We start from the raw sequence: 20377 nt of genomic DNA, 5'->3' as shown, positions 1-20377 counted from the left end.
AAAATTAAACATTTACTCTTTTATGACCTATACAGAAACCTTAAATTGGCTTTATAATCAGTTACCTATGTTTCAAAATGTAGGGGCTACTGCTTATAAAAAAGATTTAACCAATACCATCGCTTTAACCAATTATTTAAGCAATCCCGAAACCCAATTTAAATCCATACATGTCGCGGGAACAAATGGCAAAGGCTCTACTTCAAGCATGTTGGCATCTGTATTTATGGAAGCCCGTTATAAAGTTGGACTATACACCTCTCCACACCTAAAAGATTTCAGAGAACGAATTACCATAAATGGCAGACCAATTAGCAAAGCATATGTTCAAAAATTTGTACTTCAGAACAAAAGTTTTTTTGAGAGTCATCATTTAAGTTTTTTTGAAATGACGGTTGGATTAGCTTTTCAATATTTTGCAGAAAAGAAAGTTGATATTGCACTAATAGAAGTAGGAATGGGTGGAAGATTAGATTCTACCAATATCATTACTCCTTTAGTATCCGTAATCACCAACATTGGATTTGATCACATGCAATTTTTGGGCTCTACCTTAGATGCAATTGCGAGTGAAAAAGCAGGGATAATTAAACCAAATATTCCAGTAGTGATAGGTGAATACACTAAAGAGACTAAAATGGTGTTTATTGAAAAAGCAAAAAAATGTTCTAGTGAAATCGTTTTTGCACAAGATAAAAACATACCAGATTACCCTTCGGAACTAAAAGGTGACTACCAAATAAAAAATAAAAAAACCGTTGTAGCCACCTGTGAAATTGCAAAAAAACATTTCCATATCACGAATGAACATATTAAAAATGGAATAAAAAATGTAGTAACTAATACAGGTTTAAAAGGCCGATGGCAAATTTTACAAACAAATCCAAAAATCATTTGTGACACTGCCCATAACAGTCATGGCTTAAAAATAGTATTACAGCAATTAGAAAGAGAAGCCCCATCACATTTACATATCGTTTTAGGTGTAGTAAATGATAAAGATTTAGAGAGTATACTCCCTTTATTCCCTAAAAATGCCACCTATTATTTTTGCAAGCCAAAAGTACAACGAGGCTTAGACGAAAAAGTTCTTCAAAAAGAAGCTTTAAAATACAATTTAATTGGAAAAGCGTATTCTTCAGTATTGAAAGCTAAAAATGCAGCACTAAAAACAGCATCAAAAGAAGATATTATCTATATAGGAGGAAGTACATTTGTAGTAGCGGAACTAATTTAAAAAAAAATTAAATTTTATTTTTCTGACTACGAGCAACTTAAAAATTAATTTACATTTTTTTAAAAATAATGCTTGCAAATATGAAAAACCGCTGTATATTTGCACTCGTAATAATGAAACAAACACTATTACAAACAAGGGCGATTAGCTCAGCTGGTTCAGAGCACCTCGTTTACACCGAGGGGGTCAGGGGTTCGAATCCCTTATCGCCCACAAAATTTAAACACTTCAAATGAAGTGTTTTTTTTTGCCTAAACATTTCCTTGTTAAATTTCCCAACAACCTTTACACAAGAAATCGCTCTTATTTTATAAACACAAAGCCAAAAGGAGTATTTAATACTTTGTTAATAACTCTTGAGCTTAAAAATGTTAATTTTCACAAAATAACAGTAAAAACAACACTTTTCTAACATTTTGAAAATCAATAGAGTTATGCTTTTACTGTTAAAAAAAATGTTAACAACTTCATTTTTTTTGTATTTTATATTAAAAAAACGATATATCTTTGCTCCATAACTTTAAAAATTAAATTAAGTATGAAAAAAGTTTTATTATCTGCTGTAGCTTTAGTAGCTTTTACTTTTGCTAACGCTCAAGAAGAAAAACCAGCTGGAAATGGTTTTTCAAAAGGTGATGCATTCGTTTCTGGTGCTTTAACTTTAGGTTCTTCAAAAACAGGAGATTTCAAAGCTAATGCTTTCGAAATCGCTCCAAAAGTAGGTTACTTTGTAAGTGAAAACATTGCTGTTGGTGCTTCTGTTGGTTATTCATCTTTAAAATATGACAACGGAGTTGCTGATGCTACTAACTCAGGTTTAGCTTTAGGAGCTTTTGGTCGTTACTATTTTACACCAGCAAATCAATTTTCATTATTTGCACAGTTAGGATTTGATTACAACACTTTAGATTCTGAATTTGATGCTAATTCAGGTACTGTTTATCCTGACACTTTCAAAACTAAAGAAATTGGTTTAGGTTTAAGCGCTGGTTTAAACTACTTCGTATCATCTAATTTCTCTATCGAGGCTGGTGTAGCTGTTTTAGGTTACACTTCTAACGATAACGGAGGAAATGGTGCTGATAAAACGAATACTTTTGCATTCGGTGGTGACTGGAGAGCAGTTACTTTCGGTGTAAACTACAAATTCTAATTAAAAGAATTTTAATAAATCAAAACCCTGCACTTGCAGGGTTTTTTTTTGCTTATTAATTAAGTACATTTGTTTAATCAATATGCTTAACCATGCACACAAGAGAAGAACAGCTTGCCGCTTTCAGCAGACTTTTAGACATCATGGACGATTTACGAGAAAAATGCCCATGGGATAAAAAACAAACCTTAGAAAGCTTACGTCATCTAACCATAGAAGAAACTTATGAATTAGGCGATGCTATTTTAGATCATGATTTAGTAGAAGTTAAGAAAGAACTAGGCGATTTACTTTTACACATTGTTTTCTACGCTAAAATTGGAAGTGAAACTAATGACTTTGACATTGCTGATGTTGCCCATAGTATTTGCGATAAACTAATTAATCGACACCCACATATTTATGGAGATGTGGTGGTTGAAAACGAGGAACAAGTCAAACAAAATTGGGAGAAGTTAAAACTCAAAGAAGGAAAAAAATCAGTTTTAGAAGGTGTTCCTAGAAGTTTACCGGCACTAGTTAAAGCAAGTCGCATACAAGATAAAGTTAAAGGCGTAGGATTTGATTGGGAAGAACCACATCAAGTTTGGGAAAAAGTACAAGAGGAATTAAATGAATTACAAGTTGAAGTTTTAAATCAAAATCAGGATAAAATTGAAGCTGAATTTGGAGATGTTTTATTCTCAATGATTAATTATGCACGTTTTCTAAAAATTAATCCCGAAGATGCGTTAGAACGCACGAATAAAAAATTCATTAAAAGATTTCAATATTTAGAAAGCAAAGCTACTGAAATAGGAAAACCGTTAAGCGAAATGACATTAGCTGAAATGGATGTATTTTGGGAAGAAGCCAAAAAAATATAACAGCAATCAATTAAACCATTATCCATTATTTTCGTCTAATACAGAAAAACGATACTTATGAAAATAAAAAATCTACTACTTTTTTGTACTTCTGCGCTATTTTTATGTTGCAGCAATGATGATTCAAGTGAAAATAACGTTACTGAAGAAGCAATGTATTTTCCACCAATTGGTTCAACTACTTGGGAAACAAAAACTCCTGAAAGTTTAAATTGGAATACAGCTAATATTCAACAATTATACGATTATTTAGAACTAAAAAACAGCAGAAGTTTTATGGTGCTTCACAATGGTAAAATTGTACTTGAAAAATATTTTGGCACCCATACCGCTACTTCACCTTGGTATTGGGCAAGTGCTGGTAAAACTCTAACTTCTACGGTAACTGGAATAGCAGAACAAGAAGGTTTAATTAACATTAATAATAAAGTTTCGGATTACTTAGGAACGGGTTGGACTTCTGCTCCTTTAGCAAAAGAAAATCTTATAACCTGCAAGCATTTATTAACAATGACTTCTGGCTTAGATGATTCGTTGGGCGACAATGTAGCTCCAGCAAATTTACAATATGTTGCAGATGCTGGTACAAGATGGGCGTATCATAATGTGTATGTAAAATTACAAGATGTGGTTGCTAATGCTGCTGGACAAACCTGGAGTGCTTATTTTAACACCAAACTAAGAGATAAAATTGGTATGACAGGAACATGGATTCAAGACGGCGATTTAAGCGTGTACTGGAGTACTACAAGAAGTATGGCGCGTTTTGGACTATTAGCATTAGCTAATGGAAAATGGGACGGAAATCAAATTATAAATCCTACTTATTTCAACTCAGCCACGCATACTTCGCAAAACATCAATTTAGCATATGGCTATTTATGGTGGATCAATGGTGAAAGTACTTATCATATGCCTCAAACGCAATTAACATTTAACGGCAGTCTTATTCCTAATGCTCCAGCCGATATGTATTGTGCTTTAGGGAAAAATGACCAAAAAATATATGTGGTACCAAGTAAAAAATTAGTTATAATTCGTATGGGCGATGCGGCAGACACATCGAATTGGGCGATGTCTGGTTTTGATAATGATTTATGGGGAAAAATAAATTTAGTTATCAATTAAACAAAAAAGGCTTTACTGTGTGTGGTAAAGCCTTTTTTGTTTTAAAATTTCCAAGATTTAAGCAGCCAATTATAAATCAATGAATTTACAATAAAATAAACTGCAAGAGGTATTATAACTATTGCCGACCATAATTCAACTGCAATAGTAGAAGAAAGCATATTATTAGCAATTGCAGCCTGAGCAAAATAATATTGTAGTACAGACAACAGCAATAGACAAATTACAATGGTAATAGCAATAGAAATACTAAATTTTCTACTGATTTGATTGACCATTTTTTTAGGAGAATATCCTAAAGAATACTTTATGGAAACCTCGTCTTTTTGCTCTAAAAACTGTATTTTGATGCTATTAATAATCATAAAAATACACAAAAGAAAAATAAAAAGTCCGATACAAGCAATTGCTTTTAATACTAAAAATAATTTCCCTTTTATTTTAGCTGAACGCAATGATTCTTGATTAGATTCATATCCCTTTTCATTCATTTTTGAAATTAAATCTTGATCTGAAGCATCGTTAACTTTAACTAAGATTCTGGAAAAAACGGCAGCTTGTTCCGCAGTTTTTCTCTGTGTATTATTTAATGAATCTAAAAAAGACTTTGGCACTAAAACAGAATGAATCCTATCAGAAAGTCCTACCAACCTTCCTTTGTACTTTAAATTCTTTTCTTTTAATGTTAGATTGATATTTACTTCTATTTTCTTAGCAAATTCTTCTGTTATTTGTGGCAAACCTTGATTTAGTGCAAAACCATAGTTGTAAAGATTTAAATATTCCCTAGAAATTATGATAGGAATAGTATTTTCTTGCACTTTAAATTCTGATAAATCTTGCACATCAATCGCATCATTATCAATGGCTTCCAAATACATATCCGTATAAAACGGAATAAAACTTCCACCGTCTGCCGAAACTTTAAAATCATTAGAAAGTATAGGATACACCTTTTTTACGCCATTCCACTTTTCAATTTCTTGAATATTCTCTTTATTAAAACCTAACAATTCTTTTCTACCAATATTATCAGGAGTAATTGTTTTTGATAAGGTTAACCAATAATTAGAATCACTATTTTTCTTACCAAGCAAATCATTAGCATTAAAATACAATTGGATACAACTTAACATTAAAACAAATGATAAGAATAAACCAAGGTATAAGAAGAGTGATTTTACTACACTTTTTTTCATAAACAATTTAGATTATAACAACTTATATAATTACAAGTGCATTGTTTTACAACTATGTTGAAAGGAGAATTCATTCAATTCAAAAAAAACAATTGCTTTACCCTGTTCTTGGGCTACAGATTGAATTAGATTAAAAGCATTCCTTTTATTTTCAACATCTAAATGACTAAAACATTCATCAAAAAGTAGAAAATTTGCTGGATTTATTAAACTTCTTACGATTGCTGCACGTTGTCTTTCGCCATAGGAACAATTCATTGCCTTCTTATCCAACAATTGAGTTATACCAAGTTTATTTGAATAATCGTTAATTAAATCAAGATATTGCGCTTCATTTTTATCAAATATTCTTAATAAGATATTTTCTTTTAAAGTTAATTCTGGAATTAATCTAACATCTTGAAAAAGCAATTGAACGCCGTTTTTTCTATGTGCGACTAATTGTTCAATTGACAATGATTTTATTGAAACAGCATCGTATAAAATAGCTCCTTCATATTGAAAATGATTTCCCAATATAGCACTAGCCAATGTTGACTTTCCACTTCCAGAAGGAGCGATAATTAAATAACTATCGCCCTTTTGAAAAGTTATATTTTGATTCCAAATTTGAGATGCTAAACGATCGTTTTTTGGAATAAAATACTTGGGATAAACATTTTGAATGGTAATACTATTCATATCCCATTAAATAACTGATTGCATTTTTATCTTTTTTATCAAAAGAAATAATTACTTGTCCAGAGGCATTTCCATCGTTCATTTTTGATTCAGAAACAACACTTACAATTTTAGCCTTGCTAGGTGCATTCGCTTTTGACATAGCCAAATTAAGTTCTTCACCACTAGTCCATGAATAAGAGGTTATACCCGATTTTTCATCCAACTTTTTATTTTCAGCTGTTTTCTTATTTTGCAATAACTCAATAGATTTTGGATCGTTTGCTAAAACAAATAAATCTTTATTAGTGTAAAAAATATTATCTTTCAAAGAATAATCTCCTCTAAATTGATCCACAATCTTAGTTCCTTTTGCACCATTTTTTCCTAATACAAAAGCAAAATTTGGAGTTACTTTCTCATATGTATAATCTAAGAATTCATCATACACTTGCTGTTTCACATCACCAAAAGAAACAAACGCATAATCCCCTGTGAAACCATTTACAATTTCTTCTAAAGAAATATCACGAGAAGCTAAAACATTATTTATAGTTGCCTCAAAACCAGCTTCTTTTATAAAATATTTCACAAAATCCAAACTGATATAACCAATCATAAACGATTTTGCTTTATCAACATCTATAGATTTAAGAATTTCATAATTTATGTTTTTATCTTTATAATATTTCTTAACAATTTCTTTCATTTCATCATTAAAATACGTTTCAGAATTTGCTACAATTTGTCCTTCTTCAAAATTCACATTCATAGCAAAACCAGATCCAAGTAACAACTTATTGATGGCCAGCGTTTCAATATAACCTTTTGAAGCTAAAGAGACAAAACCATGTATATTAAACCAAGCGCTTGAGTCCATGTCTTTTTTTAACGACTGATCAATTTGATTCAATAACTCTTCATTTTCTGTTTTTTTTCTATCCCAAAACTCTTTATAAAAAGCTTCCGAAACATTTTCTGGCGCTCGATTATAAACCCCATAAGAGGAATTTATTGGGTTTTCCATCGTAGTTGACATGACTAACATATCGTCTTTAACTGTTCCAATTAACGTTTCTCCTGCATAAAGGAAGCTTTTACCATCAATTTTAACTTTACGATCTACGATTTTAGAAAAATTAGTTTGAAATAAATTTTTATCTGCAATCCATAAAACAAAAGAAGAAACCAGTTTATTTTTATCTGAATCAACAATTATGTAGGCTGGTTTATCAATATCAATTCCATTTTTCTCTGCATTTAATAACAATTCTGCTTTCTCCTTTTCTTTTTCAGAAAATTTTAATCTAGTAGAATCTTTAAGCATTTTTTCAATTGGAAATTTCTTTTCAAAATTTTCAAGATTAAGTTTAACTACAGCAAGTGTATTATCTGTTGTAATATCTAATAAATCGTCGTTTCCATTACTATTACATGAAATAAATAAAAACGAAACCAATAGTGCTAATAATTTGTAAATAGATTTTTTCATTTATATATAATTAATTATTCAACATAACGTTCCATTTCGCGATCATAAAATTCACCTGCCAATGTAATTAAATGCTCCATTTCTGATTCAATTTCTCTTTCGTCTTCTTCTTCAAACTCTTCTAAAAACTCTACTGAATCATCTTTTAAATTGATTAAAAAACGAGGATAATCCAAGTGGATAATAAAAATATCATCTGGAAAGTCGGTATTATCACCGATTAAAAATTTTGGTAATTCCATAAAAATTTTGTTAGTAAATTAAAAATTGCTTGTTATTAAATGCATTATAATCTTTTTCTCAATAAATATTTAAAGCGTAAATATAGTAAAATTGCTGCAGCAGCCAAACCTGCTAATAAACCAATCCAAATTCCTACCGCTTTTAATTCGGTGTACAATCCCAAATAGATTGAAACTGGAAATCCAACAACCCAATAAGCAATAAAAGTAATCACAGCTGGAATTTTCACATCTTGCATACCTCTTAATGCACCTAAAACAACCACTTGCATACCATCAAACAACTGAAAAAACGCAGCAATTAATAATAATTTTGAAGCAATAGCGACTACTTCAGCTGTGTCTTTTACTTGATGGGCGACCTCTACATTTACAAATTGTTTAGGTAAAAATTCATTAAACAACATAAAAACAACTGCGAAAACAATCTCGATAAGTATAGCCATTAAGAATATAGAATGTGCTACAACATTTAATTTGGGATAATCTTCCAATCCTTTTTGATTAGCCACTCGAACCATAGCGGTTACACTTAATCCCATGGCAAACATAAATGTTAATGAAGCCAAACTGAGTGCAATTTGATTGGCTGCCTGACTGGTTGTACCTATCATTCCCGACAACCAAATAGCCCCTGTGAATAATGCAACTTCAAAAAACATTTGCATGGAAGAAGGAATTCCTAACGCTATTATTTTATTAGACATTCTTTTTTCAAAGGATTGCCAACCAAATAGGTTGAAAAAGGGTTTAAATTTTTCTTTCTTACTTAAAATATAATGCATGTACAGCACCATGAATATACGTGCAATTAATGTTCCGATAGCTGAACCAACAATTCCTAATTTTGGAAAACCGAATAAACCAAAAACTAAGACAATATTTAACACCACATTAATGATATTTCCAATGATAGTAGCATACATAGAATACTTTGTTTCACTCATTCCATCTGCAAATTGTTTATAGGCTTGAAAAACTACCAAGGGCACCAATGAAAAGCCAACAATATCTAAAAAAGGTCGGGCTAATTTTACCACAGCTGCGGGTTGATTCATGAAGTTCAACAAAGGTTTAGCAAAAAACAACAAAAAGAATAATGCAAAACCTAAAATAGTACATAAAATTAATCCATTCTGAAAAGCAGTTCTTCCTTTTTCAATATCTTTTTGTGAATCATATTCTGCAATTATTGGTGTAATAGCTGTTGAGAATCCAATTCCAAACGACATACCTATAAAAATAAAACTATTACCTAATGAAACAGCAGCTAATTCAGTAGAACCTAATTGCCCTACAATAATATTATCAACTACACTCACTAAAGTATGTCCAACCATTCCAGCAATTACTGGAAGTGCCAATTTAAAATTGTATCGAAATTCTTTAAAATACTTATTCATAAGCTATAAAAAAACACATAGACCGAAATAATCAGCCTATGTGTTGATTATTATTTTTTTCAATTATTGTAAAGCCGCTGTTAACGCTGCCAAATGTACGATTTGTTCTTCTCTTGTATGATTGTTTTTCAATTTAAACGTGCGATTTGCAATTTCTTCAGCACCTACAAAAATAACAAATGGAATACCTTTTTTTTCTGCATATTTAAATTGTTTATCCAATTTAGCTTTATCAGGGAATAATTCCACTCGAACACCAGCTGATCTTAATTGTGCCATAGCTTGCATAGCATATAACGCTTCATGGTCTCCAAAGTTTATAAATAACGCTTGTGGCTTGGTAGTCACCGTTTCAGGAAACAAACCTAATTCCTCAAGAACTAAATAAATACGATCCAATCCAAAGGAAATTCCCACGCCACTCATATTTTTCAAACCAAAAATACCCGTTAAATCGTCGTATCTTCCACCGCCACCAATGGAACCCATAGCCACACCTGCAGGAGCAGCTACTTCAAATATTGCACCCGTGTAATAATTTAATCCACGAGCTAGGGTAACATCTAAATCAAAATGAGCCGATTGCAAGCCTAACGTATCAATGGCATTACAAATAAATTGCAATTCCTCTACTCCTTTTGTTCCTTCCTCCGAAGTTTTAAGTAAAGCACCAAGTTTTTCTATTTTTTCAGCAATGGTACCTGTAAAATTAAATAAGGGTTGTACTTTTTCAATAGCCGTTTCTGAAATACCTTTTTCAAGCATTTCTTTCTTTACGCCGTCTTCACCAATTTTATCTAATTTATCTAAGGCAACTGTAAAATCAATTAACTTATCTGAAGCGCCAATTACTTCAGCGATTCCAGATAAAATTTTACGATTGTTAATTTTAATAGTTACCCCTTTTAATCCTAATTGTGAAAATACCGTATCATACAACTGAACCAATTCCACTTCTTGCCAAAGTGAATTACTTCCTACCACATCCGCATCACATTGATAAAATTCTCTGAAACGACCCTTTTGCGGACGATCAGCACGCCAAACAGGCTGAATTTGATACCGCTTAAAAGGAAATTCTAACTCGTTTTGATGTTGCACCACATACCGAGCAAAAGGCACTGTTAAATCATATCGCAAGGCTTTTTCAGAGATTTTAGGTGTTAATTTTTTGGTGTTTTTATCTGCTAAAATTTGGTCTTCTACTTTTTCCAAATATTCTCCAGAATTTAAAATTTTAAAAATTAAACGATCTCCTTCTTCTCCATATTTTCCCATTAACGTTTCTGAATTTTCAAAGGTGGGTGTTTCAATAGGTTGAAAACCAAATTTTTCAAAATTCGATTTTATAATAGAAAAAATATAATTTCTTTTCGCAACTTCTGTTGACGAAAAATCACGTGTCCCTTTTGGTATACTTGGTTTTTGAGCCATAGTTTAATGTGTCAATAAGGCAATGAGCCAATTATCATTTTTTTGAATTGCAAATATCTTATTTTTAAATAACAATAGCAATATCAATTACAACATCAATTACAATAGCAATTACAATAGCAATTACAACAGCAATTTTCAAATTCAATAAGAATTACTAAAATGAACTAAAAGAGAAATTTGCCTTTCTAGTTTTTATTTTCTTACTTCTAAATAAAACTCTTAAAGTGTAACAAAAAAATAGTTTTTACTACCAATTGGTCATGATTGGATTATTTAAAGAAAATACAAGAATTGCATTAAGTTCAATTCGCACTCAAATTTTAAGAACAGTATTAACGGTTATTATTATTGCGATTGGTATTATGGCCTTAGTGGGTATTTTAACCGTAGTTTCTGCATTGGACAACACTTTATTAAAGAACTTTGCGTCGATGGGGTCTAATACTTTTTCGATTAGTCAATATGATTTTTCTTCGCAAATTAATCGCAATGATGCACAAGACAAAATCAATCCAATTATAAGTTATCCACAAGCTAAAGAATTTCAAAAAAAATTCGATTTTCCTTTCACCACTACATCTGTTTCATTTAATGCTGTAGCTAATGCAGAAGTAAAGTATGAAAACAAAAAAACGGACCCTGAAATTTCTGTTTTAGGAATTGATGAAAATTATATTCCTAACAAAGGACTGGAACTTTCAAAAGGAAGAAATTTAAATTCATTTGATGTAGACAATAACAATTATGTTTGTGTGGTAGGTTCTAACTTTGAAAAAGGTTTGTTTGATGGTGTAAACCCTATTGATAAAACACTTTCAATTAGAGGCGCAAAATTTAAAGTTATAGGTTTATTGAAAGAAAAAGGCGCCACCTTTGGTAACAATCAGGATTTACGGATTATGATTCCGGCTCAGATTGCACGATCTATTTTTTCTGCACCCAACATTAATTATGATATTGATATAAAAGTAAATAATGAAGCCCTTTTAAACCAGGCAGTTGATCAAGCTACGTTAACCATGCGTAGAGTTCGAAAATTAAATCCGATAGAAGAGGATAATTTTGGTATAAAACGAAGTGACGATTTAATTCAGCGTATTATGGATAATACCAAAACTTTGAGTATTGCAGCTTGGGTTATTGGTATCATCACTATTTTTGGATCTTCTATTGCCTTAATGAACATTATGTTAGTTTCTGTTTCCGAGCGAACAAGAGAAATTGGTATAAGAAAATCATTAGGCGCTACAAGAAGTACCATTGCTTGGCAATTTTTCACCGAAACATTTGTTATTAGTCAACTAGGTGGAATTCTAGGAATTATTCTTGGAATATTACTCGGATCTGGAATTGCTATAGCTATTGGATTTGAATTTACCATTCCATGGATGGCCATGACAGCCGCTTTCATAACTACTTTAGTGGTAACCATTTTTTCAGGCTTATATCCTGCTATAAAAGCTTCAAAACTAGATCCTGTGGAAGCATTGAGGTATGAGTAGTTAGTGGTTAGTGATTAGTCAAAATTACTTTTTACTTTTTACTTTTTACTTTTTACTTTTCACAAACCACAACGAATCATGCGGTCATTACCCATAAAATCTTTACGTAATTGAATGTTTTTAAAACCCAGATTTTCTAATAATTCAATCGTCTCTTTTCCCAAATATTGATTAATCTCAAAAAATAAATATCCATCTGGAGAAAGGCTTTTTTGGGCTAATTGGGCAATTTTTCGATAAAATAACAAAGCATCGTTATCATCTACAAATAAAGCCAAATGTGGTTCGTATTCCAACACATTGTTCTTTATTTCAACTTTTTCTAAATTTCGAACATAAGGCGGATTAGAAACAATGACATCGAAAAGAAGATTTGAAGATTCTTTAATTTGAAGATTTGAAGATTTCAAAATATCGCGATGAATGAAATTTACTTGTACTTCATTATCTAATGCATTTTTTTGGGCTATTTCAATCGCTTTTTCAGAAACATCCATAGTATAAACAGTTGCCGTTGGAATTTCATGTTTTAAGGCAATCGGTATACAGCCAGAACCGGTTCCTATGTCTAAAATATTCCAATTTTGACTTTCTTCATTTAACTTTTGACTTTCGACTTTTGACTTTTGACTTTCGACTTTTGACTTTCGACTTTCAATAATCCATTCCACTAATTCTTCTGTCTCTGGACGCGGAATTAAAGTATGTTCATTCACTTCAAATCGCAGACCATAAAACCAAGCTTCACCGGTAATATATTGAATGGGTTTTTCTTTCTTTAATTCTAAAATTACAGACTCCCATTTAACCAAATCTTCCGCAGAAACCTCAAAATCAGGACGTAATGAAAGATCGATTCGTTTCAATTGATGTAAATAGTCTATAAGAATTAGAAAAAAGGAATCAATTTCTGATTCTTCATGAATTCCTTTTAATTCAGTAAAAAAATGAGATTTTAAATTGCTAATTGTCATTATTACAATTCTTTAATCATAAACACATCGCAACTTCCATGACCAGTACATCCCAAAGGAGCATCTGTATATTGAAAGCCGACTTTTTTGTATAATTTTTGAGCTGCTGTCATAAACGGAAGAGTTTCAAGATAACATTGATCAAAGCCAGCCTCCTTTGCAAAAGACAAACATTTTTCAATTAAAACTTGTGCAATACCTTTTCCTCTTAATTCTGGAGCAAAATACATTTTTTGTAACTCACAAATATTAGCATCATTACCCGCCAAAGGTGCAATACCCGAACCGCCCAAAACTTCACCTGCTACTTCAACCACATAATAAACTTCATTAGCACCAATATATACATCTGACAAACAATCTAATATAGGATCAGCGTAAGCCGTTCCTTCCTTAGGAGCATCTAATTCGTGAAAAATAGCACGTATAATTTGAGCCATTTTAGCATTATCTTTTTCTTCTATTCTTCGTATTGTGTAATCCATTTGCAAAAATAAAGTGTAAAAGTACTAATTTTGCTAGATGAATACACATGAAATTTACATGAATCGTTGCATTCAATTAGCTAAGAATGGTTTGGGAACCACTTATCCAAATCCATTAGTAGGCAGTGTTATTGTACATAACAATAAAATAATTGGAGAAGGTTGGCACAGAAAAGCAGGAGCACCTCATGCGGAAGTAAATGCCATAGCTTCGGTAAAAGACAAATCTTTATTAAAAGAAGCGACCATTTATGTCAGTTTAGAGCCCTGTAGTCATTTCGGAAAAACGCCACCTTGTTGTGACTTAATCATTGAAAAAGAAATTCCTAATGTTGTAGTTGGCACGGTAGATCCATTTTCAGAAGTTTCAGGAAGCGGCATACAACGATTAAAAGCATCAGGCAAAAATGTACTCGTAGGTATATTAGAAAAAGAATGTCAAGAATTAAACAAACGTTTTTTCACCTTTCATACTAAAAAACGTCCGTACATCATTTTAAAATGGGCAGAAAGCAAAGATGGTTGTATTGCACCATTAACTAAAAACAAAAAAGAGCCCGTTTGGATAACAAATGTTTATTCAAGACAATTAGTACATAAATGGAGAACTGAAGAACAAGGCATTTTAGTGGGTACACAAACTGTACTGGACGATAATCCAAGTTTAGATGCTAGAGATTGGAAAGGCAATAATCCTACTAGAATAACTTTTGATAAATTTAACAAAATACCCGATACTTTTTTCATTAAAAACCACAAACAGCCAACAATTTTATTTACAGAATGCAAAAAAAATAACAATTCTGAAAATTGTATTTATGAAAATAGTATCTTTGATAAATCCCAAATTACCGAAACACTCAAAAAATTACACAGTTATAACATCCAATCTGTAATTGTTGAAGGTGGTGCCAAAACGCTTCAAGCCTTTATCAATGAAGGATTATGGGATGAAGCTCGAATTTTTATTGGTGACATTAATTTAGGTAATGGCATCAAAGCACCTGAGTTCTTCTTTAAAAGCAAAGAAGAATTTTTTATCGGTAGTGACCAATTAAAAATCTACAAACAAGTATGATTGAAACAATTATTTTTGATTTCGGGGATATTTTCATCAATTTAGATCACCAGGCTACACAATTAGAATTACAAAAATTAGGATTAAAAGAATGGAATGAAGAGTTACAACAATTAAACCTTAAATACGAAACAGGCAAAATTGATGAATTAACATTCCTACAAGGTATCCAAAAACACATACCAAACGCTGATTTACTTGACATTAGAGCAGCTTGGAATGCCATATTATTAGATTTTCCTTTAAAAAGATTGGAATTTCTACAAATGCTCTCTTCAAAATACAAATTATTTCTATTAAGTAATACTGATGCTACCCATATTGAAAAATTTGAGCATAAAGTGGGTATGTCTTTTGCAAGAGAATTTTATAGTTGTTTTGAAAAAGTATATTTTTCTTTTGAATTTGGCTTCAGAAAACCTGATGAAAATGCTTTTAAATTTGTAATTAACAATCATAACCTAATACCTAAAAAAACACTTTTTGTTGATGATAAATTAGACAATATTGAAGCTGCGAAAAAACTCGAATTAAATACTTGGCATTTACAAGTAGGAAAAGAAGAAGTAACAGATTTGTTTAATAAAATCTAATTTTTGAATATTTGCAATGAAAAATTAATTCTCAGCAAAAAAATTCAAATTGAAAGACACTTACAAAACAATAGAAAACCCAGTAAAAGATATTCTTTTTAAAGAGAAAAACAGCAAATTTATTGGTTTTGCTTATCCGATTCAAAGTGAAGATGATGTCAAAATTTATTTGGATGAATTAAAAAAAGAACATTTTTCAGCTCGTCATTGGTGTTATGCTTATCAATTAGGAACTGAAACAACACGTTTTAGAGCAAATGATGATGGTGAACCTAGTAATAGTGCTGGAATGCCAATTTATGGTCAAATTCAATCTTTTGAAGTTACCAATATCTTAATTGTAGTTGTTCGCTATTTTGGCGGCATAAAACTTGGTGTTGGCGGTTTAATTTCAGCCTATAAAACTGCCGCACAAATGACATTAGAAGAAGCTACAATTGTAGAAAAAACAATTGACAAACACTTTCTGATTACTTTTGATTATAAAAACATGAACAAAGTAATGCGAATCATCAAAGAAAAAAATTTAGATATCATAAATCAGAAAATGGAATTAAATTGCGCAATTGAAATTGCAACTAGAAAAAAAAATGCCGAACAAATATTCGACATTTTTACAAATCTTTATGAAATAGAAATCAAAGAAAAAGAATTATAAATTGATCAATTTCTCCGTTACATAAGTTGGCGGAACAATTGGTCGACCCGATTTCATATCAACAAAAACTAGTACTGAACTACCCGTTGTTAATAACTCTTCTTTTTCATTATAAATTTCATAATCAAATTCTATCTTAACCGAAGTTTGACTTTTAAAAATTGTTTTAACGGTTAATAAATCATCATAACGAGCTGGTTTCTTGTAATTCATTTGCAAAGAAACCACGGGTAACATTACACCATTTTCTTCCATCCACTTATAAGAAACACCTAAATTTCGCAACCATTCTACACGTCCCATTTCAAAATATTGTGCATAATTACCATGATACACTACTCCCATTTGATCTGTCTCTGCATACCTAACTCTAACTTGAAATTGATACTCTTTCATTTACTTTTAAAATTAACTTTTATTTTACATATAATTGATTTTCAATTAATTAAATCAATAGCTCTTTATAATATTTTTTCACCCCTTGCGAAGCCCTTATTTACCTTTTACAACAAATATTTTTAAAAATCAAGAGGTGTTCTATTTTTTTTTACAAAAATTTGTTCACATATTTGCCTTCCCAAGTTAAGAACAAAATTAAAGTTTTTTTAACATTGTTCAATCTCCAATCTTACAAGAAAAGACAACTAAAAAAAATGTAAAAAAATATGAATAAAGCAGCGAAATCTGTATGGACTAATTGCCTCTCATTTATAAAAGACAATATTCAGGACCAAGCCTTTAAGACTTGGTTTGAACCTATTGTGGCAATTAATCTTACCGAAGATAATGCGTTGCACATTCAAGTTCCTAGTAAATTCTTTTACGAGTGGCTTGAAGAACATTATGTTACCATTTTAAAAACAGCATTAACAAAAGAACTTGGAAATCAAGCAAAGTTAGTGTACAAAATTAAAATGGAAAACACTTATGGTAATAAATTACCTTTTACAGAACAAATTCCAAGTTCACAGCGTTCTTCAGTTAAAACTCAGGAAATAGACGTACCTATTGTTAATAAGAATCCAGAATTAAAAAATCCATTCATCATCCCTGGAATTAGAAACGTAAAAATTGAATCTCAATTAAATTCTAATTACAGCTTTGATAATTTTTTAGAAGGAGACTCTAATCGATTAGCTAGAAGTGCGGGTATGGCTGTAGCCAACAAACCCGGAGGAACTTCTTTTAATCCTTTATTAATTTTTGGTGGCGTTGGATTAGGGAAAACACACTTAGCTCATGCTATTGGTGTAGAAATTAAAGATAAATTTCCAGAAAAAACTGTTTTATATATTTCTGCCGAAATTTTCACACAACAATATATTGAATCTGTAAAAAAGAATACACGTAACGACTTTATTCATTTTTATCAGTTAATTGATGTATTAATTATTGATGATGTTCAATTTTTATCTGGAAAAGCGGGAACACAAGATGTTTTTTTCCACATATTCAATTACTTACATCAAAATGGAAAACAAGTAATTTTAACTTCTGACAAGGCACCTGTTGACATGCAAGATATTGAACAACGCTTGCTATCTCGTTTTAAATGGGGCTTATCAGCAGAATTACACCAACCTGATTACGAAACCAGAATCTCTATTCTGAAAAACATTTTGTATAGAGACGGTGTTGAAATGCCAGATGAAATTGTAGAATATGTTGCCAAACATATAAAATCTAATGTACGTGAATTGGAAGGCGCTATTATTTCTTTAATCGCACAATCATCTTTCAATAAGCGTGAGGTAACTATTGAACTTGCAAAACAAGTAGTAGAGAAATTCGTTAAAAATATTAAACGTGAAATCTCTATTGATTACATACAGAAAGTTGTTTCAGATTATTTCCAAATAGATACTGAAACTTTAAAATCAAAAACTAGAAAACGTCATATTGTTCAAGCGCGACAATTAGCGATGTTCTTTGCCAAAAAATTCACCAAAGCATCATTAGCAAATATTGGAAATCAAATTGGCGATAGAGATCATGCTACGGTATTACATGCTTGTAAAACTGTAGACAATTTAGTTACAACAGACAAACAGTTTAGAAAATTTGTTGACGATATTAACAAAAAACTAAGCGTATAATGCCCGTAAAAATATTAATGGTTTGTCTCGGCAATATTTGTCGGTCTCCTTTAGCTGAAGGTATTTTACAAAGTAAAATTTCTAAAACTATTTGCATTGTGGATAGTGCAGGTACAGCTAATTATCATGTTGGAGAAGCACCCGACAAAAGATCTATTGCAACAGCCAAAAAGAATGGAATAGACATAAGCAACCAGAAATGTAGACAAATTAAACGTTCCGATTTTGAAACTTTTGATTATATCTATGTTATGGATAAAAATAATTACAAGAATGTAATCGCAATTGCTCCAAACAAGGAAGCTGAATTGAAAGTGCAACTAATTCTTAACGAATTGCATCCTTCAATGGATTTAGAAGTTCCAGACCCTTACTATGGCGGAATTGATGGTTTCGAAGAAGTTTTTAAAATGCTCGATGACGCTTGTAATATGATTGTTCAAAAAATTAATAAATAGAAAATGTCCTGCTTCGGTGGGACTTTTTTTTAGTATTTTTGCAGCAAACAAACATTATTATGTCAACAAATACAACAACATTAGGAAAATTATATTTAATTCCTTGTACTCTTTCAAACCCAGGAGAAATAGAAGTTAATCCTTTTGATGTTTTACCAACACAAGTAAAAAATTGTATTGATCAATTGGATCATTTTATTGTAGAACATAGTAAATCGGCTCGTAAATTTATAAAAAGCATAGCTCCAGATAAGAAACAAGCCGATTTGGTGTTGTTTGAACTGAATAAACATACACAAGCAAATGCTATTAAAGAAATGATTCAGCCTTTATTACAAGGTAAAAATATGGGAATCGTTAGTGAAGCGGGTTGTCCAGGCATTGCTGACCCAGGAGCTGTTATTGTGGATCTTGCACACAAAAAAAACATACAAGTTATTCCTTTAGTTGGGCCAAGTTCAATACTACTGGCTTTAATGGGAAGTGGAATGAATGGTCAAAGTTTTGCATTTAATGGGTATTTACCCATTGATAAAAATGATAAAAAAACAGCTTTAAAAAATTTGGAAAAACTTTCTTCAGAAAAAAATCAGGCCCAATTATTTATGGAAACGCCTTATAGAAATAATAAATTTTTAGAGGATATTTTAAATACACTTAATGCCCATACTAAACTTTGTATTGCATGCGACATTACACTACCGACAGAATTTATTAAAACCAAAACAGTAAACGACTGGAAAAAAAACAAGGTCGATTTACACAACCGACCTTGCATTTTTGTAATCCAAAAAGATTAAATTTTTGCGAATCTATCCGCTTTAATCACCGATGTATCAAAACCTCTAAAGCGTTTTAAATACGATCGAACTGAAGTTCCAAAACCATCCTTAAACCCATTGCGTCCTTTGGTTTTAAGAAATGTTTTTACAGAACTTGCACCTCCTAAGTGTGCGGCAGCTAATAAGCCAGATTCTGTAATTTCAATTCCGTTAATAATTTTTCCGGAATATTTTCTAATTTCTTTTCTCAATTCCCATTTATTAATACTTAAAAGTGCTTCAAAAGCCCTTTCTTGTAATTCGGGATTGTTTAAAAACGATTTAAAATCGTGGACACCTACATTTCGTAAAGTACTTCTTCCAAATTGGTACTTACCCATGTAACCGAAAGCATTAACCAAATCATACAATCCTGCTGATTCTTTTACTGCCAATGCTTGCTTGAATCCGACAAATGTTTTCCCTGTAAAAGGAATGGCAACATTGCTACGTTCAGATTCATCTTTTGTTGGAACGTTATAGTGATAAACTTCATTTTCAGTAATATGAAAACTATCAATTGTTGCGCGGTCAAAAGCTCTAAATCCAGAACTCACTACGACCAATAAAGCTAACGTTACTCCAAAAGCAATGATATCTTTTCTCATGTAATAATTTTTCTCAAACGGGTGAATCTAAAAAATTCACTTAAAATTCAAGTTTTTTAAAACGTGTAAAAAAACAAAGAACTACCATTTGAATTAGCGGGGGCAAATATACAAAAAAATAATTAACCTTGAAAATCAACATGTTAATGATTTCTTAATGAAATTTTGTTTCATCGATACAGCGCTAAAATCAACTGACCAACAGTAGTTTATGTTGATAAGATGTGAATAAAAAAAATCCGTATTTCTGAATTAAATACGGATTTTAAATAAAATAGTTAGTTAAT

At 31.2% G+C, this 20377-nt stretch carries 21 protein-coding genes and 1 tRNA gene; 12 read left to right on the top strand and 10 right to left on the bottom strand.

Annotation, left to right across the window (positions count from 1 at the left end; genetic code table 11):
• Window positions 1-22: 22 nt before the first annotated feature.
• The 5 genes from KQS_RS03675 (at window position 23) to KQS_RS03655 (ending at window position 4384) form a co-directional block, all read left to right on the top strand.
• Window positions 23-1237 carry a bifunctional folylpolyglutamate synthase/dihydrofolate synthase gene (locus KQS_RS03675; RefSeq protein ID WP_014387867.1) on the top strand — a complete coding sequence of 405 codons (1215 nt, stop codon included), beginning with the start codon at window positions 23-25 and terminating at the stop codon, window positions 1235-1237.
• Between the two features lie 138 nt (window positions 1238-1375).
• Window positions 1376-1450: transfer RNA gene (locus tag KQS_RS03670), tRNA-Val, on the top strand.
• Between the two features lie 325 nt (window positions 1451-1775).
• Window positions 1776-2390, top strand: a complete 615-nt coding sequence (locus KQS_RS03665; protein ID WP_014387866.1) for an outer membrane protein — start codon at window positions 1776-1778, stop codon at window positions 2388-2390.
• Between the two features lie 92 nt (window positions 2391-2482).
• Window positions 2483-3256, top strand: coding sequence for a nucleoside triphosphate pyrophosphohydrolase (gene mazG / locus KQS_RS03660; RefSeq protein ID WP_014387865.1), 774 nt, complete (start codon window positions 2483-2485; stop codon window positions 3254-3256).
• Between the two features lie 57 nt (window positions 3257-3313).
• Window positions 3314-4384 carry a serine hydrolase domain-containing protein gene (locus KQS_RS03655; RefSeq protein WP_014387864.1) on the top strand — a complete coding sequence of 357 codons (1071 nt, stop codon included), beginning with the start codon at window positions 3314-3316 and terminating at the stop codon, window positions 4382-4384.
• A 41-nt stretch (window positions 4385-4425) separates the two neighbouring features.
• Here the strand turns inward: KQS_RS03655 and KQS_RS03650 are convergent, their stop codons facing one another.
• From KQS_RS03650 to hisS, 6 genes are all read right to left on the bottom strand, one after another.
• A complete protein-coding gene (locus KQS_RS03650) occupies window positions 4426-5583 on the bottom strand; it encodes an FtsX-like permease family protein (RefSeq protein WP_014387863.1) in 1158 nt (385 codons plus the stop codon).
• 30 nt (window positions 5584-5613) lie between these two features.
• Window positions 5614-6264, bottom strand: coding sequence for an ATP-binding cassette domain-containing protein (locus tag KQS_RS03645; protein ID WP_014387862.1), 651 nt, complete (start codon window positions 6262-6264; stop codon window positions 5614-5616).
• Window positions 6257-7735 carry a hypothetical protein gene (locus KQS_RS03640; RefSeq protein WP_014387861.1) on the bottom strand — a complete coding sequence of 493 codons (1479 nt, stop codon included), beginning with the start codon at window positions 7733-7735 and terminating at the stop codon, window positions 6257-6259. Before KQS_RS03640 ends, KQS_RS03645 begins: the two co-directional genes overlap by 8 nt.
• 14 nt (window positions 7736-7749) lie before the next feature.
• Window positions 7750-7977, bottom strand: coding sequence for a hypothetical protein (locus tag KQS_RS03635; protein WP_014387860.1), 228 nt, complete (start codon window positions 7975-7977; stop codon window positions 7750-7752).
• A 44-nt stretch (window positions 7978-8021) separates the two neighbouring features.
• Window positions 8022-9380, bottom strand: coding sequence for an MATE family efflux transporter (locus tag KQS_RS03630; RefSeq protein WP_014387859.1), 1359 nt, complete (start codon window positions 9378-9380; stop codon window positions 8022-8024).
• A gap of 63 nt (window positions 9381-9443) precedes the next feature.
• Window positions 9444-10814 carry a histidine--tRNA ligase gene (gene hisS, locus KQS_RS03625; RefSeq protein WP_014387858.1) on the bottom strand — a complete coding sequence of 457 codons (1371 nt, stop codon included), beginning with the start codon at window positions 10812-10814 and terminating at the stop codon, window positions 9444-9446.
• Between the two features lie 263 nt (window positions 10815-11077).
• Between hisS and KQS_RS03620 the strand changes: the two genes are divergently transcribed.
• Window positions 11078-12319 carry an ABC transporter permease gene (locus tag KQS_RS03620; RefSeq protein WP_014387857.1) on the top strand — a complete coding sequence of 414 codons (1242 nt, stop codon included), beginning with the start codon at window positions 11078-11080 and terminating at the stop codon, window positions 12317-12319.
• A 59-nt stretch (window positions 12320-12378) separates the two neighbouring features.
• Here KQS_RS03620 and prmC read toward each other — a convergent pair whose 3' ends face one another.
• Window positions 12379-13293 (bottom strand): peptide chain release factor N(5)-glutamine methyltransferase, encoded by a 915-nt coding sequence (prmC, locus tag KQS_RS03615; protein ID WP_014387856.1) that lies wholly within the window; start codon window positions 13291-13293, stop codon window positions 12379-12381.
• Between the two features lie 2 nt (window positions 13294-13295).
• Window positions 13296-13778, bottom strand: coding sequence for a GNAT family N-acetyltransferase (locus KQS_RS03610; RefSeq protein ID WP_014387855.1), 483 nt, complete (start codon window positions 13776-13778; stop codon window positions 13296-13298).
• A 37-nt stretch (window positions 13779-13815) separates the two neighbouring features.
• On the opposite strand from KQS_RS03610, the gene ribD reads away from it, so the two are divergent.
• The 3 genes from ribD to KQS_RS03595 are packed head-to-tail and all read left to right on the top strand — an operon-like array spanning window position 13816 to window position 16107.
• The gene (gene ribD, locus KQS_RS03605) at window positions 13816-14856 is read left to right on the top strand and encodes a bifunctional diaminohydroxyphosphoribosylaminopyrimidine deaminase/5-amino-6-(5-phosphoribosylamino)uracil reductase RibD (RefSeq protein ID WP_014387854.1); all 1041 of its coding nucleotides are present in this window, start codon (window positions 13816-13818) and stop codon (window positions 14854-14856) included.
• A complete protein-coding gene (locus tag KQS_RS03600) occupies window positions 14853-15449 on the top strand; it encodes an HAD-IA family hydrolase (RefSeq protein WP_014387853.1) in 597 nt (198 codons plus the stop codon). Before ribD ends, KQS_RS03600 begins: the two co-directional genes overlap by 4 nt.
• Window positions 15450-15498: 49 nt before the next feature.
• Window positions 15499-16107 carry an IMPACT family protein gene (locus KQS_RS03595; RefSeq protein ID WP_014387852.1) on the top strand — a complete coding sequence of 203 codons (609 nt, stop codon included), beginning with the start codon at window positions 15499-15501 and terminating at the stop codon, window positions 16105-16107.
• On the opposite strand, the gene KQS_RS03590 is transcribed toward KQS_RS03595, so the two are convergent.
• Window positions 16102-16503: an acyl-CoA thioesterase gene (locus KQS_RS03590; protein ID WP_014387851.1), complete on the bottom strand. Its 402-nt coding sequence runs from the start codon at window positions 16501-16503 to the stop codon at window positions 16102-16104. The genes KQS_RS03595 and KQS_RS03590 overlap by 6 nt on opposite strands.
• A gap of 269 nt (window positions 16504-16772) precedes the next feature.
• On the opposite strand from KQS_RS03590, the gene dnaA reads away from it, so the two are divergent.
• Genes dnaA through KQS_RS03575 form a run of 3 tightly spaced genes read left to right on the top strand, consistent with a single transcriptional unit; the run spans window position 16773 to window position 19461 of the window.
• Complete coding sequence (gene dnaA / locus KQS_RS03585) at window positions 16773-18203, top strand: chromosomal replication initiator protein DnaA (RefSeq protein ID WP_014387850.1); 1431 nt, start codon at window positions 16773-16775, stop codon at window positions 18201-18203.
• Window positions 18203-18661 (top strand): low molecular weight protein-tyrosine-phosphatase, encoded by a 459-nt coding sequence (locus KQS_RS03580; RefSeq protein ID WP_014387849.1) that lies wholly within the window; start codon window positions 18203-18205, stop codon window positions 18659-18661. The genes dnaA and KQS_RS03580 overlap by 1 nt, the downstream gene beginning before the upstream one ends.
• Window positions 18662-18720: 59 nt before the next feature.
• Complete coding sequence (locus KQS_RS03575) at window positions 18721-19461, top strand: SAM-dependent methyltransferase (protein ID WP_014387848.1); 741 nt, start codon at window positions 18721-18723, stop codon at window positions 19459-19461.
• Here KQS_RS03575 and KQS_RS03570 read toward each other — a convergent pair.
• Entirely contained in the window at window positions 19458-20090 is a 633-nt protein-coding gene (locus KQS_RS03570) for a hypothetical protein (protein ID WP_014387847.1), read from the bottom strand. The genes KQS_RS03575 and KQS_RS03570 overlap by 4 nt on opposite strands.
• Between the last annotated feature and the right edge of the window lie 287 nt (window positions 20091-20377).

It is taken from the genome of Flavobacterium indicum GPTSA100-9 = DSM 17447, assembly GCF_000455605.1.
Classification (GTDB): Bacteria; Bacteroidota; Bacteroidia; order Flavobacteriales; family Flavobacteriaceae; genus Flavobacterium; species Flavobacterium indicum.
Note: the sequence above shows the minus strand (reverse complement) of the source record. Positions and strands in the feature narration are given on the sequence as shown.

What these genes read in the sequence shown, in the direction of transcription:
- KQS_RS03675 (WP_014387867.1), top strand. Translation starts at nt 23, where the DNA reads ATGACCTATACAGAAACCTTAAATTGGCTTTATAATCAGTTACCTATG.
- KQS_RS03665 (WP_014387866.1), top strand. Translation starts at nt 1,776, where the DNA reads ATGAAAAAAGTTTTATTATCTGCTGTAGCTTTAGTAGCTTTTACTTTT.
- mazG (WP_014387865.1), top strand. Translation starts at nt 2,483, where the DNA reads ATGCACACAAGAGAAGAACAGCTTGCCGCTTTCAGCAGACTTTTAGAC.
- KQS_RS03655 (WP_014387864.1), top strand. Translation starts at nt 3,314, where the DNA reads ATGAAAATAAAAAATCTACTACTTTTTTGTACTTCTGCGCTATTTTTA.
- KQS_RS03650 (WP_014387863.1), bottom strand. Translation starts at nt 5,583, where the DNA reads ATGAAAAAAAGTGTAGTAAAATCACTCTTCTTATACCTTGGTTTATTC.
- KQS_RS03645 (WP_014387862.1), bottom strand. Translation starts at nt 6,264, where the DNA reads ATGAATAGTATTACCATTCAAAATGTTTATCCCAAGTATTTTATTCCA.
- KQS_RS03640 (WP_014387861.1), bottom strand. Translation starts at nt 7,735, where the DNA reads ATGAAAAAATCTATTTACAAATTATTAGCACTATTGGTTTCGTTTTTA.
- KQS_RS03635 (WP_014387860.1), bottom strand. Translation starts at nt 7,977, where the DNA reads ATGGAATTACCAAAATTTTTAATCGGTGATAATACCGACTTTCCAGAT.
- KQS_RS03630 (WP_014387859.1), bottom strand. Translation starts at nt 9,380, where the DNA reads ATGAATAAGTATTTTAAAGAATTTCGATACAATTTTAAATTGGCACTT.
- hisS (WP_014387858.1), bottom strand. Translation starts at nt 10,814, where the DNA reads ATGGCTCAAAAACCAAGTATACCAAAAGGGACACGTGATTTTTCGTCA.
- KQS_RS03620 (WP_014387857.1), top strand. Translation starts at nt 11,078, where the DNA reads ATGATTGGATTATTTAAAGAAAATACAAGAATTGCATTAAGTTCAATT.
- prmC (WP_014387856.1), bottom strand. Translation starts at nt 13,293, where the DNA reads ATGACAATTAGCAATTTAAAATCTCATTTTTTTACTGAATTAAAAGGA.
- KQS_RS03610 (WP_014387855.1), bottom strand. Translation starts at nt 13,778, where the DNA reads ATGGATTACACAATACGAAGAATAGAAGAAAAAGATAATGCTAAAATG.
- ribD (WP_014387854.1), top strand. Translation starts at nt 13,816, where the DNA reads ATGAATACACATGAAATTTACATGAATCGTTGCATTCAATTAGCTAAG.
- KQS_RS03600 (WP_014387853.1), top strand. Translation starts at nt 14,853, where the DNA reads ATGATTGAAACAATTATTTTTGATTTCGGGGATATTTTCATCAATTTA.
- KQS_RS03590 (WP_014387851.1), bottom strand. Translation starts at nt 16,503, where the DNA reads ATGAAAGAGTATCAATTTCAAGTTAGAGTTAGGTATGCAGAGACAGAT.
- dnaA (WP_014387850.1), top strand. Translation starts at nt 16,773, where the DNA reads ATGAATAAAGCAGCGAAATCTGTATGGACTAATTGCCTCTCATTTATA.
- KQS_RS03580 (WP_014387849.1), top strand. Translation starts at nt 18,203, where the DNA reads ATGCCCGTAAAAATATTAATGGTTTGTCTCGGCAATATTTGTCGGTCT.
- KQS_RS03575 (WP_014387848.1), top strand. Translation starts at nt 18,721, where the DNA reads ATGTCAACAAATACAACAACATTAGGAAAATTATATTTAATTCCTTGT.
- KQS_RS03570 (WP_014387847.1), bottom strand. Translation starts at nt 20,090, where the DNA reads ATGAGAAAAGATATCATTGCTTTTGGAGTAACGTTAGCTTTATTGGTC.